Origin of the sequence: Hydrogenibacillus schlegelii (assembly GCF_001653195.1) — a bacterium.
GTDB lineage: Bacteria > Bacillota > Bacilli > Thermicanales > DSM-22653 > Hydrogenibacillus > Hydrogenibacillus schlegelii.
The window spans coordinates 155,419-169,552 of record NZ_JXBB01000023.1 but is presented as its reverse complement, the minus strand read 5'-3'; the positions used below and the strand labels follow the sequence as shown (position 1 = coordinate 169,552).

14 protein-coding genes are annotated in these 14,134 nt (G+C 69.1%); all 14 read right to left on the bottom strand.

Going from position 1 to position 14,134, the window contains the following annotated elements:
- Window positions 1-54: 54 nt before the first annotated feature.
- Complete coding sequence (gene mreB / locus SA87_RS07750) at window positions 55-1,089, bottom strand: rod shape-determining protein (RefSeq protein ID WP_066201579.1); 1,035 nt, start codon at window positions 1,087-1,089, stop codon at window positions 55-57.
- 86 nt (window positions 1,090-1,175) lie between these two features.
- On the bottom strand, window positions 1,176-1,439 hold the full coding sequence (gene spoIIID / locus SA87_RS07745) for a sporulation transcriptional regulator SpoIIID (protein WP_066201576.1): 264 nt from the start codon (window positions 1,437-1,439) through the stop codon (window positions 1,176-1,178).
- A gap of 183 nt (window positions 1,440-1,622) precedes the next feature.
- Entirely contained in the window at window positions 1,623-2,375 is a 753-nt protein-coding gene (locus tag SA87_RS07740; RefSeq protein WP_082910507.1) for a M23 family metallopeptidase, read from the bottom strand.
- A gap of 43 nt (window positions 2,376-2,418) precedes the next feature.
- Window positions 2,419-3,531 carry a stage II sporulation protein D gene (gene spoIID / locus SA87_RS07735; protein ID WP_169816929.1) on the bottom strand — a complete coding sequence of 371 codons (1,113 nt, stop codon included), beginning with the start codon at window positions 3,529-3,531 and terminating at the stop codon, window positions 2,419-2,421.
- A gap of 211 nt (window positions 3,532-3,742) precedes the next feature.
- Window positions 3,743-5,092, bottom strand: a complete 1,350-nt coding sequence (gene murA, locus SA87_RS07730; protein ID WP_066201570.1) for a UDP-N-acetylglucosamine 1-carboxyvinyltransferase — start codon at window positions 5,090-5,092, stop codon at window positions 3,743-3,745.
- 119 nt (window positions 5,093-5,211) lie between these two features.
- Entirely contained in the window at window positions 5,212-5,448 is a 237-nt protein-coding gene (locus SA87_RS07725; protein WP_066201567.1) for a DUF1146 domain-containing protein, read from the bottom strand.
- Window positions 5,449-5,562: 114 nt separating this feature from the next.
- Window positions 5,563-7,098: an NADH-quinone oxidoreductase subunit N gene (locus SA87_RS07720; protein ID WP_066201564.1), complete on the bottom strand. Its 1,536-nt coding sequence runs from the start codon at window positions 7,096-7,098 to the stop codon at window positions 5,563-5,565.
- Window positions 7,095-8,633 (bottom strand): complex I subunit 4 family protein, encoded by a 1,539-nt coding sequence (locus tag SA87_RS07715; RefSeq protein ID WP_082910506.1) that lies wholly within the window; start codon window positions 8,631-8,633, stop codon window positions 7,095-7,097. Before SA87_RS07715 ends, SA87_RS07720 begins: the two co-directional genes overlap by 4 nt.
- A gap of 7 nt (window positions 8,634-8,640) precedes the next feature.
- Window positions 8,641-10,479 (bottom strand): NADH-quinone oxidoreductase subunit 5 family protein, encoded by a 1,839-nt coding sequence (locus SA87_RS07710; RefSeq protein WP_066201717.1) that lies wholly within the window; start codon window positions 10,477-10,479, stop codon window positions 8,641-8,643.
- A gap of 11 nt (window positions 10,480-10,490) precedes the next feature.
- Window positions 10,491-10,850, bottom strand: a complete 360-nt coding sequence (gene nuoK / locus SA87_RS07705) for an NADH-quinone oxidoreductase subunit NuoK (protein ID WP_409359802.1) — start codon at window positions 10,848-10,850, stop codon at window positions 10,491-10,493.
- A complete protein-coding gene (locus tag SA87_RS07700; protein WP_066201561.1) occupies window positions 10,847-11,530 on the bottom strand; it encodes an NADH-quinone oxidoreductase subunit J family protein in 684 nt (227 codons plus the stop codon). Before SA87_RS07700 ends, nuoK begins: the two co-directional genes overlap by 4 nt.
- Window positions 11,527-11,949 carry an NADH-quinone oxidoreductase subunit NuoI gene (nuoI, locus tag SA87_RS07695; protein ID WP_066201558.1) on the bottom strand — a complete coding sequence of 141 codons (423 nt, stop codon included), beginning with the start codon at window positions 11,947-11,949 and terminating at the stop codon, window positions 11,527-11,529. The genes SA87_RS07700 and nuoI overlap by 4 nt, the downstream gene beginning before the upstream one ends.
- A 118-nt stretch (window positions 11,950-12,067) precedes the next feature.
- Complete coding sequence (gene nuoH / locus SA87_RS07690; protein ID WP_066201556.1) at window positions 12,068-13,024, bottom strand: NADH-quinone oxidoreductase subunit NuoH; 957 nt, start codon at window positions 13,022-13,024, stop codon at window positions 12,068-12,070.
- Complete coding sequence (locus SA87_RS07685) at window positions 13,024-14,133, bottom strand: NADH-quinone oxidoreductase subunit D (RefSeq protein ID WP_066201553.1); 1,110 nt, start codon at window positions 14,131-14,133, stop codon at window positions 13,024-13,026. The genes nuoH and SA87_RS07685 overlap by 1 nt, the downstream gene beginning before the upstream one ends.
- Between the last annotated feature and the right edge of the window lies 1 nt (window position 14,134).

Here is a 14,134-nt window from a genome sequence, read left to right as displayed (position 1 = left end):
GCCCGACCCGTCCGCGAAGCGGCCGCCGGACGTTCCCGCGCGACCGACGTTTCCTCAAGGCCGGAAAGGCCGGAAGCCCATGCCGATGCGCCGGCCCCGGGCGCGGTTTAAGCGGTCGAGCTCCTCCAGCATCTTCCCCGTCCCGAGGGCGACCGACCGCATGGGGTCGTCTGCCAGCACGACCGGCACGTGAAGCTCCTCGGAAAACCGCCGGTCGAGGCCGTAGAGCAGGGCACCGCCGCCGGTGAGGACGATCCCCTTGTCGACGATGTCGGCGGAAAGCTCCGGCGGCGTCCGCTCGAGGACGCTTCGGGCGGCGGCGATCATCTCCCGGATCGGCTCGTCGAGCGCCTCGGCGACCTCGTCGGACGTCACGCGGACGGTCTCCGGAAGGCCGGTGACGACGTTCCGGCCCCGGACGTCCATCGCCTCCGACCGGAGCCCAGGGAGGGCGGCGCCGATCTGGATTTTGAGGGCCTCGACCGTCCGTTCGCCGACGAGAAGGCGGTGCTTGCGCTTCAGGTAGGACATGAGGGCCTGATCGAGCTTGTCCCCCGCCACTTTGATGGAGGCGGCGGTGACGATGTCGCCGAGAGAGAGGACGGCCACATCCGTCGTCCCGCCGCCGATGTCGATGATCATGTTGCCGCTCGGCTGGAAGATGTCGAGGCCCGCTCCGACGGCCGCCGCCTTCGGCTCTTCGACGATGTAGACCTCGCGGGCGCCGGACTTTTCCGCCGCCTCCCGGATCGCCTTTTGCTCCACCGTCGTCGTGTTCGACGGCACGCACATGAGCATCCGGGGACGCTGCCAGAAGCGGCGGATGCCGACTTTGTCCAGGAAATACTTGAGCAGCTTTTCCGTTGTTTCGAAATCGGCGATGACGCCGTCTTTGAGCGGTCGGACGGCCTGGATGTGCGCCGGCGTCCGGCCGATCATGTGGCGGGCCTCCGCGCCGACGGCGAGCACCTCGCCCGTCTCCACGTTCATGGCCACGACCGTCGGTTCGTCGAGGACGATGCCCCGGCCCCGGACGAAGACGAGCACATTGGCCGTACCGAGATCGATGCCGACGTCTTGGGCGAACATAGGCGGCGCATTTCCTCCCGGGGCTCCGCTGGTCCTCCGCTTCCACTAGTATAACGGATGAGGGTGTCGATGGCCAGGGCGAGGCTTCAGACGCCTTCCGTTCCGTCGCGGCGATATTTGTTGCGGGTCGCCTCTCCGCCCCGCAGGTGTCGGATCGCCTTGTGGTATTCCAAAATTTCCTTCACCTGTCGGGCCAGCTCGGCGTCGATTTCGGGGAGCCGTTCCGTGAGGTCCTTGTGAACGGTGCTCTTGGAGACGCCGAACGCCTTGGCGACGGCACGGACGGTCTGGCGCTTTTCTACGAGGTAACGGCCGATCTGAACCGCCCGCTCCTTGATGTAATCATGCAAACTGCCTCGCCCCCCTCGCCACATCCTCGCCGCAGACAGACGCTCAACCGTCTGGTACAGTATATGGGCCCCGCCGGGGGGTTATTCGATCGCCCCGCCTCCCATCCGCTAAAAAAGGCCGTGCTGGGCGCACGGCCTTGACCGCACCGGAACGGACGGCGGCGTCCTCTCCGGTCCGCGGCGTCAGTTCTGGCTCGGCAGGACGGTCAGCGGGTCGACCGGCCGGCCGTCCCGGAGCACCTCGAAGTGAAGGTGCAGACCCAGGTCCTTCCCCATCGGGCTCGTCCCGGCGGTGCCGAGGACGTCCCCCTGCCGGACGGCATCCCCTTCCTTGACCCGGATGGCGCCGAGGGAGGCGTACGTCGTCCGGGTGCCGTCGCCGTGGTCGACCCAGACGACGCCGCCGACGACCGGATCGACGTCGGCCCGGGTGACGGTGCCGTCCATCACCGCGACGACGTCAAACGGCGTCTTTCCGTCGACGGCCAGGTCGATGCCGGTGTTCGGGTAGTAGCTCTGGGCCACCTCGACGAGCGCCCTGGCCCGTTCTTCGGCGGACGCCTCGTCGTTGTAAAACGGCCGGACGATCTTCACCGGCGTCCCCTGGGCAACCGGCCAGATCGGCGTCTTCGCCTTGGTGACGGGGACGTCGTCGGCCGCCGGCACCTCGAGCACCGCCTGAGGCTCCCGGTCCGACACCGCCGGCAGCCCCTGGTCCTTGTCCATCGTGTACGGCTTGGTGCTCTGGTACCAGAAGATGAAGCTCAGGATGAAGGCCGCCGCGGCGAGGTAGAGGGCCGGGAAAAACCATTTCCGGGCGATGAGCCCGCCGAGCCACCGCCGAAACCGCGGCGCCTTCCCTTCGTCGCCGGCGCCACCCTGGTCCGCGCCGTCCGTCGCCGGACGGTTCAGGGGAGATTCGCGCTCTTTGTCCATGGGGCATCACCTCAGTCCCCATCATGGACAAAGGCGCAGGGGTTTATACATTTTTTTCCCAAATCACCGGCGTTCGGACGATCCGCGTGCCGGGATAATAATGGGCGAGAATCTCTTCCGCCGTGCGGCCGGCCTCCGCCATCGCTTTGGCGCCCCACTGGCTCAAGCCCACGCCGTGGCCGTGGCCGTAGGTGACGAAGGTGATCCGCCCGCCGCCCGGGTCGACGTCGAAGCTGGCCGAGCGGAGGCCCAGCCGTTCCCGAACGGCGCGGCCGGTGAGCGTCGTCCGGCCGGCGGCGACTTCGGCGACGTATCCCGCCGGCGTCCGGGCCGCCACCCGGAGCGTCCGAACGGCGGATAAGGGGAGGCCCAGCCGGGAGGCGACTTCCGGCGCCTCGAGCGTCGTCACCCGGACGAAGTCCGGCGCCTCCCGGTCCCACGGGGAGGGCACGGACGGGAGGTACGGAAGCGGCCTGGAAAAATACCGCCCCGCCTCTTCCGTCCGGCCGTTGCTCAGCGCAAAAAAGGCCGCAAATATAGGCTCGTCGTCGTAAGTGAGGATCATCCCCGCCGTCGCATCGACCGCCTCCGCCACCCGCCGGTACCGATCCGGAAAGGCATCTTTCCAGCGGTCCCGGAGCGCCCCGACGTCGACGTACACCTGGTCCGCTTCGCCGTCTTCCACCCAGGCGCCGCCGGGAAGCGGCCGGCGCGGGTGGGCGCGGGCCCAGGCGACGTACGTCCGGGCGGCGATCGCCTGCGCCTTGAGCGCCTCGGGCGGAAAATCCGCCGGCATCTCGCCGGCGACGACGCCGATGAGGTAGTCCCGGAGGCTCACCCGCTCCGCCCGCTCCGCGGCGCGCCGGTAGACGACGACGGCGGCCGAGCGCTCCAGCGCCTCCGCGGCGTCATCGACCGCCGGGCGGGCCCCCCCGGCCCGACCGCCGGGCCCGAGCGCTGCCGCCCCCTCCGGCCCGACCGCCGCCTCCGGCCGCCCCTCCGGCGGGACGACCGCGTCCGCCGGCCGCGCCTCGAGCGCCGCGCCGAAGGCAAACGTCGCGGCCGCTGCAAAAACGGCCAGCCAGCCGTAGACCGCCCGTCCCATGGCCGCCCGCTGCGTTCTCTTCGCCCCCTTTCCGGCAGAACTCTCTTTCACCGTATGCCGAAGGGGGGCTTCCGCATGCCGCCGGCCCTCCCCATGACGCCCGATCTCCGCTTGGGGCCGGACCTCCGCCGCACATCGCCGGAAGGCATGAAAAAACGCCGGAGGCGGCCGGCGTTTGCCCGTTTGTGTTCCGGGGCGGCTTTTCGCCGGGGCTCCCGGCGGCGATGGCATCGCGGCGGATCTCCGTCGGTCTCATGGGGCGTCAGGCGTCGGCCGGCGTTTCCTTCGCTTCCGAGGCGCCTTCCGACCCCTCGAGGACGCTGTAACGGGCGAGATGGAGCCCCGCCGCCGGCTCCGGCGCCGCCTCGTCCACCCGGCGGATGCGGGCGCCGAGGCCCTGGAGCTTCGCTTCCAGCCGCTCGTAGCCGCGGTCGAGGTGGTAGACGTTTTCCACCACCGTCGTCCCGCCGGCGGCGAGACCGGCGATGACGAGGGCCGCCCCGGCCCGAAGGTCCGTCGCCCGAACCGTCGCGCCGGTGAGCGCCCCGCCTTCGATGACGGCCGTCCGCCCCTCGATGCGGATGTTGGCCCCCATCCGCCGGAGCTCTTCGACGTGCCGGAAGCGGTTTTCGAAAATCGTCTCCGTGACGACGCTCGTCCCCGCCACCGTCGAAAGGAGCGCCATGAACTGCGGCTGCATGTCCGTCGGAAAACCGGGGTACGGGAGCGTCTTGACGTCGACCGGCTTCAAAAGCCGGTTGCCGACGACGTGGAGGCCGTCCTCCTCCTCGGCAACGTAGACGCCCATCTCCCGGAGCTTGGCGATGACCGGCACGAGGTGCTCGGTGATCGCCCCCTCGATCCACCCCTCGCCGCCGGTGGCGGCGAGGGCGACCATGAACGTCCCCGCCTCGATCCGGTCCGGGATGACCGTATGCCGCGTCCCTTTGAGTTCCCGCACGCCCTCGATCCGGATCGTCCCCGTCCCGGCGCCCCGGATCCGGGCGCCCATGGCGTTCAAAAAGTTCGCCAGATCGACGATCTCCGGCTCTTCGGCGGCGTTTTCGATGACCGTCTCGCCCCGGGCGAGGACCGATGCCATCATGATGTTTTCCGTCGCGCCGACGCTCGGGAGGTCGAGGTAGATCGTCGTGCCGACGAGGGCCTTCGCCCGGGCGGTGATGAACCCGTGCTCGACCGTCACCTCGGCGCCGAGGGCCTCCAGCCCCTTCAAATGCTGGTCGATCGGACGGCTGCCGATCGCGCAGCCGCCGGGAAGCGTGATCCGCACTTCCCCGAGCCGGGCGAGGAGCGGCCCCATGACGAGGACCGACGCCCGCATCCGGCCGACGAGCGCCGGCGGCGCCTCCGGCGAAAGCGGCCCGCGGGCATCGACCCGCACCTGATCGCCGTCCCAGGCGACCCGGGCGCCGAGCGCCTCGAGGACTTCCACCATCGTTTCCACGTCTTTTAAGCGCGGGACTTCTTCGATCACCGACGACTCCGACGCCAAAAGCGCCGCCGCCAGAATGGGCAACGCGGCGTTTTTCGCCCCGGACACCCGAACCGTGCCGCCGAGCGGCACACCCCCCTCGATGACAAGCGGCGCCATCGACCGCCCTCCTGCCCCAAAAGCGGATTCTCTCTTAGTCTCGACCGCCGGTCGGCGCCGCATGCCTCGGGGAAGGCCGGCGCCGAAAGCCGGAGGCGGTCGATTTTACACCGCGTTTTTCACCGCTGAAACAAATAAACGAGCCCGGTCGCCCAGCGGACGTACGCCATCAAAAAGACGGCGGCGCTCCCGCCGAGGGCCACGCTCACGAGGAGCCTGAGCCAGACGGCCTGGGGCGCCTTCGGATCCCGGACGACCCGATCCCAGCGAAACGCCTCCAGCGCCCAAAAGCTGAGCGCAATTGCACCGAGCGCCACGACGATGCCGAGGGCGCTTTCCACGCCGATCGGAAGCACGCGCCATCACCACCGACCATTATAACGAAAAACCGGAGCGGCCGAAAGCCGCTCCGGTCCGCGCGGAACGTTGGCGCCCGGCCCGGCCGGGCGCAAGCCGCCCGTCTCCGGACGTCAGAGCCGTCCGTCGTACAGGCCGAAGAAGTGGGCCGCGTCGAACGCCTGGGCGATCGTCCTGAGCACTTCGCCGGGCAGAAGCCCGCCGAGGAGGACGCCGGCGGCGGCGATGAGGACGACCGCCACCTCGGCGCCGCGGAAGCGGATCGGCCGCTCCGTCGACCCCGGCCGCAAAAACGCCTGTTTTAAGACGGCAAAGTAATACGCGTAAGACATCACCGACGTGACGACGATGAGCGTCGCCAAAAGCCCGTGGCCGCCCCAGGCGGCGCCGACGAGGAGATACCACTTGCCGAAAAAGCCCATCGTGAGCGGAATGCCCGCCAGCGAGAGGAAAAAGAGGAGAAGCGCCCAGGCCGACCACGGCGCCCGGTGGTAGAGGCCGGCAAACGCCTTGAGGTCGCTCGTCCCGCTCTCCTCCGTCACCCGCCGGAGGACGGCAAAGGCGCCGGCGCTCGCGAGGAGATACGCGAGGAGATAAAACACGATCTGGTCGAGCATCGACGGGTTCGCCGCCGCCAGCGGCACGAGCAGGTACCCGGCGTGGGCGATGCCGGCGTAGGCGAAAAGCCGTTTGACGTCCCGCGTCCGAAGCGCGAGCACGCTCCCGAGCACCATCGAAAAGCCGCTCACGAGCGCGACGACGGGCCCGCTCTTCAGGAGAAAGCTTTCCCTGAGACCGCTCGCCCCGACCCAGTGGGTCCAGGCGAAGGCGCCGAGGTACAGCCGGACGATGAGGGCGAGCCCCGCCGCCTTCGACACGACGGCGAGAAACATCGTCACCGGCGTCGGCGCCCCCCGGTAGACGTCCGGCGCCCACAGGTGGAACGGGAACGCCGCGATCTTGTACGCCGCGCCGATGAAGAGGAAGAGGAAAGCGAGGAAGATGAGCCGGCCGTAGCGCTCCATAAAGCCCGGCGAGGCGATCACCTCGCCCGCGGCGTAGACGTCCGTCGTCCCGGTGAGACCGATGAGATAGCTGAGTCCGAAGACGAACACGCCGGTCGCCGTCGCCCCGGTGAGGACATACTTCACCGCCGCCTGGGTCGACAGCGGATCCTCCTTGCGAAAGCCGACCAGGGCGTAGCCGGCGATCGAAAGGAGTTCAAACCCGAGGAAGAGCAGGAGGAGGTCCGCCGCCGCGGCGATCAACATCCCGCCGAGGGCCGCCAGGAGAAGAAGCCCGGCGTACTCGCCGGCGTGCTCGGCCGGCACGCCGCCCGACGGCGCCGCGCCGCCGGTCGCCGGCGCCGGGGCGCCGACGTCCTCCCGGGCGAGCAGGAGCGTAAGCGCCGTCCCGACGAGGAGGAGGAGCTGGAACGAAAGCGTGACGCCGTCGATGCGGAAGGCGCCGGCAAACGCTTCGACCACCGTGCCGGCCAGGGCGGCGGTGGCCAGGAGCGCCGCCAGCGTAAAGACGAGGGCGAGGTCCATCGCCGCCCGCGGCGACGAGCGGCGCCCGAGGACGCCGAAGGCGAGCGACGCGAGGGCGCCGGCGAGGACGATCGCTTCCGGAAGCCAGATCATCGTCATCCCCCCACCCGGCCGAGGACGTCGGCCACCGTCGCCTCAAGCGGGAGCGCCAGCACGTTCGGATAAATTCCGATGACGAGGATCGCCGCCGCGAGGAGGATCGCCGGCACCGCTTCCAGGGGCCGGAGATCGGCCATCGCCCCCCACTCCGGCCGCGGCGTGCCGAACGTCGTCCGGGTCGCCGCCCGGAGGTTGTACGCCGCCGACAGGGCGAGCCCGAGGAGGCCGATGAGCGCGATGTCTCGGGCCGGGCTCAAAAACAGGCCGTAAAACGCCTGAAACTCCGCGACAAAGCCGGACAGCGCCGGGAGCCCGAGGGACGCCAGCGCGGCGAACACGAAGAGCCCCGCAAGCTCCGGCGCCGACCGGTACAGCCCCCCGAGCTCGTCGAGGCGGCTCGTCTTCGTCCGCTCGACGATCATCCCGAGGAGGAGGAAGAAGAGGGCCGAAATGAGCCCGTGGGACACCATCTGAAACACCGCCCCCATGAGCCCCGCCGCGTTCAGGGCCGCCAGGCCGAACAGGACGATGCCCATGTGGCTCACGCTGGCATACGCGAAGACGAGCCGGAGTTCATTTTGCACCAGGGCTGAGAAAGCGCCGTAGAGCAGGTTCAAAAGCCCCCAGGCGGCCAGAGCCGTCGCCGCTTTGGGGAAGAGATCCGGGAAAAAGCCGAGGACGAAGCGGACGAAGCCGTAGGCGCCGATTTTGAGCAGCACGCCGCTGTGGAGCATGACGACCGCCGGCGGCGCCTCCCGGTGCACCTTGAGCATCCACGGATGAAGCGGCACGAGGGGAAGCTTCACCCCGAGGGCGACCACGAGCAGCCAAAAGAGGGCCCACCGCTCCCCCGGCGGGACGTCCGAAAGCGGCAACCGGACGGCGATCTCGCCCATCTCCCACGTCCCCGTCAGGCGAAAGATCCAGACGAAGCCGAGGAAAAGGAGGAGCGACCCGAGGCCGTTCATGACGAGAAACGCCGTCGCCGCCTTCTCCCGGCCGAAGCCGCCGTAGATCGCCGTCAGAAAATAGAGCGCCACGAGCGTGAACTCAAAGAAGATGAAAAAGACGATGAGGTTGTCGGCGAGAAAGACACCGCTTATGCCGACGAGGAGGAGGAAGAAAAACAGGAAAAACGTCTTCACCCGCCGGTGCTCCGTCCGGGCGGCGAGGGCCGCCGCCAGCGCGACGAGCGCCGCCATCAGGACGAGGGGAAGCGAAAGCCCGTCGACCCCGAAGGAAAACGGCGCGCTTACCGATTGAAAGCGCATCGTCCCCGCCTGGGGATCGACGATCGGATACGAGAAGCGAAGGAACGGAAACGAGACCACAAACTGCCGCCCCGCCTCCGCCAGGTTGAACCGGGCGTAGAGGCCGCCCGCGACGACGACCGCGGCGGCCGGGACGACCCACCCGACGGTGCGGATCGCCTCGACGCGTCGCGACGGCAGGGCCGCGGTCGCGAGCAGTCCGACGAGGGGCAGGGCGACGAACAACAGAAGGAGCCACGCTCCATCTCCCGGCACGGCGTCCACCTCCCGGTTAGCGCCCCCGGATGGCGGCGACGAGGGCGATGATGACGAGGACGAGCAAGGCGACGGCGTTGTAGCGCTGCACCTGGCCCGCTTCCGCTTCCCGGAGCCGCCGCCCCGCCCCGGCGACCGCCGCCGCCGTCCCGGTGAAGAGGCCGTCGACAAGGGCGTCGACGGCGACGACGATCCGACCCACGAAGACGCTCGCCGCGACGACGGTCCGCCGGTAGCATGCGTCCACATAAAAGCCCGCCTGAAGGGCCTGTTCCGCCTTCCGGACGGCGGCCGTCATCGGGCACCGCGCGCCGATCGCGAGTCGCCGTCCCGCCAAAAGCCCGGCGATCCCGAGAAGGACCGTCGCCGCCCCGAGGCCCGCCCCCGCCTCCGGCGCCGGCCCGAGGGCGGCCAAGAGGCGCGCCGACGGCCCCGCGACCGGCGCCGTCGCCGCCCCGGCGACGAGCACGAGGACGCCGAGCCCGGCCATCGGCCCGAGAATGAGCCCGCCCGGCTCCCGGGCCTCCCGGGCCGCCTCCGTCCGGGGTTCCCCGAAGAAGGCGAGGACGTAAAGCCGCCCCATGTACACCGCCGTGAGGAACACCGTCCCGACGCCGAGGCCGAGCGGCACGCCGCCGGCCTCCTGGGCCGCGGCGAGGACCGCCTCCTTCGAGAAAAAGCCGGCCAGGGGCGGAAAGCCGACCAGGGCCAGGGCACCCAGCGCGAAGAGCCCCGCCGTCTTCGGCATACGGCGGGCGAGCCCGCCCATCGCCGCGAGATCGTTCGTCCCGACCGCGTGGTAGATCGCCCCGGCGGCGAGGAAAAGGAGCGCCTTAAAGAAGGCGTGCGTCGTCAGGTGGAACATCGCCGCGAACCGGCTTCCGGCGCCGACGGCGAGGAACATGTACCCGAGCTGGCTCACCGTCGAGTAAGCGAGCACCCGCTTCAGATCTTCCTCGCCGAGGGCCAGCGTCGCCGCAAACAGCGCCGTAAACGCTCCGAGGACGGCGGTCGTCCGGGCGACCTCCGGGGACGCCTGGACGATCGGAAAGGCGAGGGCGAGCAGATACGCCCCGGCGGCGACCATCGTCGCCGCGTGGAGGAGCGCGCTCACCGGCGTCGGCCCTTCCATCGCGTCCGGAAGCCAGACGTGGAGCGGAAACTGACCCGACTTCCCGGCGGCGCCGAGGAGCATGAGAAGCCCGAGCGCCGTCACCGTCCCCGCCGGCGCCGCCCCCGACGACGCCCAGGCGAGCGTCTCGGCGATGTCGAAGCTCCCCGCTCCCTGGGCCATCCCCCAGATCGCCGCCAAAAGCCCCAGATCGCCGATTCGCGTGACGACGAACGCCTTGACCGCCGCCCGGCGGGCCGCCTCTCGCTCCACGTCAAAGCCGATGAGGAGATACGAGGCCGCTCCGACGAGTTCCCAGAAGAGATAAAAGACCACCCAGTTCGTCGCCACGACGAGGCCGAGCATCGCCAGCGTGAACAACGAAAGATGCTGGAAGTACGTGCCGTACCGCCGGTGGCCGGCCATGTAGTCGATCGAATAAAGGTGGACGAAGGCGCTCACCGCGGCGACGACGACGAGCATCACCGCCTGAAGGGGCCCGATCGCCGCGCCGAGCTCGATCCGGACGTCTCCGGCCGAAAGGAGCGCCACGGACGGCGCGGAAAGCGTCACCCCGCCGGAGGCGGTCCAGGCGGCCTGAAGGGCAAAGACCAGGGCCAGGGTCGCCCCGGCGGCGCCGATCCAGCCGGCCAGGCGGCCGAGCGGCCGGCGAAACGCCGCGAGGAGGACGAACGCCCCAAACGGCGGCGCCAGCACCGCCCACGGCAGCCACGATTCCTGCATCCCCACGGCCCTCACTCCCTTTCGTCCATCTCATCGACGTTCGGCGTCGGCCGGAGCCGGTACGCGGCGATCACCGCCGCCAGGCCGATCGCGACCTCCGCCGCCGCCACGGCGAGGAAAAAGAGCGTCGTCGTCTGACCGAGGGCGGCGGCGTAGTCGCCGGCGAGCGGCAGGGGGCCGAGGCGGCGGTTCTCCGCCCCCGCCGGAAGAAAACGGGTGAGGGCGACGACGTTCAGGCCCCCGGCGAGGAGCATGAGCTCCACCGCGAGAAGGACCCGCACCGCGTTCCGCTGGGCCAGGGCGCCGTAGAGGCCGAGGGCAAACAGGAGCGCGCCGAACAGAAGCAGGCCGACGAGCATTCCGTCCGTCATCGACCGTCCCCCCTTCCGGCGCCGACGAGCTCCCGCTCCGCTTCCCGTTCCGCCGGCGCCTCCGGGGCCGGGCCGTCCGCCGTCGGCTCCCGGAGGGCCGCCGGCGTCTTTTGCGGCGCCGGCGGCGGCGTCGGCGGGGTCGCGTCCGGGGCCCGGGCGCCGCCCCGCACCGGGATCGCCTCTTCGCGGGCCAGCACGATCGCCCCGACGAGGGCGGCGAGCAGCACGAGCGTGATCACCTCAAAGTGAAGGCCGTAACGGTCCGAAAGAAGAAGCGTCCCGAGAAGCGCCGTGTCCGTCGGCCCGTCGACGGCATAGGGCGACCGCTGAAAGGGCGTCGCGAGCACGGAGGTCGCCACCGCCGCCCCCACCCCTGCCGCCACGAGGCCGGCCCACCCTCGGGCGCCCCGGGCCCACCGGGGGGCCCCCCGCTTCTCTTCGCCGCCCGGCGTGAGCATGATGGCAAACACCGCCATCACCGTGATGGCACCGGCGTAGAGGAGCACCGTCGCCGCGGCGAGAAATTCGGCGCCCACGAGAACGAACAGGCCGGCGACGGCCAAAAAGGCCGCCACGAGCGCCAGGACGGCGTGGAGGATGCGCGGCGCCCGCAAAAACCCGATGACGCCCAAAAGCCCGACGGCCGCGAGGGCGAAAAACGCCACCGCCTGCCCGTTCACGGCTTGTTCACCTCCCGGACGTTCGTGTTGTTCGCTTCCAGCCAGGGAAGGTCTTTGTGGAGATCGGCCCGGCTCGTCTCGGCGAGCTCGACGTTCGACGTCATGACGATCGCCTCGGTCGGACAGACCTCCGTGCAGAGATCGCACAAGATGCAGATTTCGAAGTTGATGTCGAAGACGGCCAGCTCTTTTTTCTTCTGGGCCGGATCGGTCTTCGGCTTTTCCTTGATCGTAATGCACTGCGTCGGGCAGATGTTCGCACACTGATGGCAGACAATGCATTTTTCTACATAAAGCTTTTGTATCCCCCGGAGCCGGTTCGGAAAGACGTACGGCTCGTCGGGGTACTTCGTCGTCACCTTCGGCCGAAACATTTCCTGAAACGTCACGCCGAGGCCTTTCAAAAGCCCCGTCGCCATCGGAATCCCTCCCTCCAAACCCCGTCCGGCGCCGCATGCCGCCCGCGGCACGCGCCTCGCGGCCGCCGGTACGGCAAACGAAGCGCCGCTCATTCGCCCCGCGTTCCGGCGCCGGCCGTCAGAGCCAGGTCTTGAGCGCCGCCGTGAGGACGAGGTTCACCATCGCCAGCGGGATGAGTCCTTTCCAAGCGAGCCCCATCAGCTGATCGACCCGAGCCCGAGGAAACGTCGCCTGCAGCCAGAACGGCAGCACGGCAAAAAAGAGCGCCTTTATGAGAAACCACACGATCCCCGGCACGAAGGCAAGGGCCGGGTGCGGCGGGAGCCAGCCGCCGAAATAGAGCGTCGCGATCAGAGCCCCCATCGCAAAGAGGTAGACGTACTCGCCGAGCATAAAAAAGGCAAAGCGGACGCCGCTGTATTCGGTGAGGTACCCGGCGACGAGCTCCGATTCGGCCTCCGTGAGGTCGAACGGCGTCCGGTTGAGCTCGGCGAGGGCCGCGATGAGGAAGATGACGAAGCCGAGCGCCTGGGGGATGACGAACCAGACCGATCGCGCCTGCGCCTCGACGATGGCGTTCAAATTGAGGCTTCCGGCCATGAGGACGACGGCGAGGGCCGAGAGGGCGAGGGGGACCTCATAGCTCACCATCTGGGCCGCCGAGCGGAGGGCGCCGATGAGGGACCACTTGTTGTTCGCCGCCCAGCCGCCGGCGATGACGCCGAGGGTCGTGACGGAGGCGACGGCGAGGTAGAAGAGGAGGCCGACGCCGACGTCGGCGAAGGTGAGCCCCGGCGCAAACGGGATCACCGCCAGCACGACGAACGACGGCGCAAAGGCGATGATCGGCGCGAGGCGAAAGAGCGGCCGGTCGACCTGGGCCGGGATGACGTCCTCTTTCTGGAGAAGCTTCACCGTGTCGGCGATCGTCTGGAGCAAGCCGTACGGTCCGGTGTGGGTCGGACCGTGGCGGCCCTGCATCCAGCCGAGGAGCTTGCGGTGAACATAAACCGCAAACGTCACGAGACCGAGGACGACGAGAAGAAGCACGACGGCGCCGAGGGCGGCGGGCATCAGGCGTCCACCTCCCCGAGGACGATGTCGATCGAACCGAGGATGGCGATCATGTTGGCGACGTTTTCCCCGATGAGGAGCCTGGGCAGGATCTGAAGGTTGACGAACGACGGCCGCCGGAAGTGGATCCGGTACGGCTGCGGTTTTCCTTCGCTCACGATGTAGACGCCGAGCTCTCCCCGGGGCGACTCGACGCTCGTGTACACTTCCCCCGCCGGCGGCCGGATGAGCTTCGGCATCCTGGCCATGATCTCGCCGCCGGACGGAAACTGCCGCACCGCCTGCTTGACGATCCGCCGGGACTGCTCCATCTCCTCCAACCTCAGGAGATAGCGTGCCCAAAGATCGCCCTCGGTCCGGACCGGCACCTCAAACTCGAACCGGTCGTAGATCGAATACGGCTTCGCCTTCCGGACGTCGTACGCCACCCCCGTCGAGCGGAGGTTCACCCCGGTGAGGCCGTAGGCGATCGCCGTCTCCCGATCGATCCGACCGATCCCTTTGAGGCGCGCCTGGACGATTTCATTCCCGGTGACGAGGGTGTGGAATTCTTCCAGCGCCCGCTCGAAGTCGTCGACGAAACGCTCCACCCGGCCGAGCCACCCCTCATCCGGGACGTCCCACTTCACGCCGCCGATCCGCATGTAGCTGTAGGTGAGCCGGGCGCCGGAGATTTCGGCGAAGAGCTGAAGGATCTTCTCCCGCTCCCGGAAGGCGTAGAGAAACGGCGTGATCGCCCCGAGGTCGAGGAGATAGGTGCCGAACCAGACGAGGTGGCTGGCGATGCGGTTCAGTTCCATCGCGATGACCCGGAGGTACTCCGCCCGCTCGGGGATCTCGAGCCCCATGAGCGTCTCGACGGCGTGGACGAGGGCGTAGTTGCCGATCATCGCCGAAAGGTAGTCCATCCGGTCGGTGTAGGGGATGATCTGCGTGTAGGTGAGGTCCTCGGCGAGCTTTTCCGTCCCCCGGTGGAGATAGCCGATGACCGGCCGGGCGTCGACGATCGTCTCCCCGTCCAGGGTGACGATGAGGCGGAAGACGCCGTGGGTCGACGGATGCTGCGGCCCGACGTTTAAGACGAGCTCTTCGGTGCGGAGCGTCGCCACG

Bases quoted from the DNA above. Each gene is read 5' to 3' on its own strand.
- mreB (WP_066201579.1), bottom strand. From the start codon at position 1,089: ATGTTCGCCCAAGACGTCGGCATCGATCTCGGTACGGCCAATGTGCTC.
- SA87_RS07740 (WP_082910507.1), bottom strand. From the start codon at position 2,375: ATGGACAAAGAGCGCGAATCTCCCCTGAACCGTCCGGCGACGGACGGC.
- murA (WP_066201570.1), bottom strand. From the start codon at position 5,092: ATGGCGCCGCTTGTCATCGAGGGGGGTGTGCCGCTCGGCGGCACGGTT.
- SA87_RS07720 (WP_066201564.1), bottom strand. From the start codon at position 7,098: ATGACGATGATCTGGCTTCCGGAAGCGATCGTCCTCGCCGGCGCCCTC.
- SA87_RS07710 (WP_066201717.1), bottom strand. From the start codon at position 10,479: ATGCAGGAATCGTGGCTGCCGTGGGCGGTGCTGGCGCCGCCGTTTGGG.
- nuoK (WP_409359802.1), bottom strand. From the start codon at position 10,850: ATGACGGACGGAATGCTCGTCGGCCTGCTTCTGTTCGGCGCGCTCCTG.
- nuoI (WP_066201558.1), bottom strand. From the start codon at position 11,949: ATGGCGACGGGGCTTTTGAAAGGCCTCGGCGTGACGTTTCAGGAAATG.
- nuoH (WP_066201556.1), bottom strand. From the start codon at position 13,024: ATGCCCGCCGCCCTCGGCGCCGTCGTGCTTCTTCTCGTCGTCCTCGGT.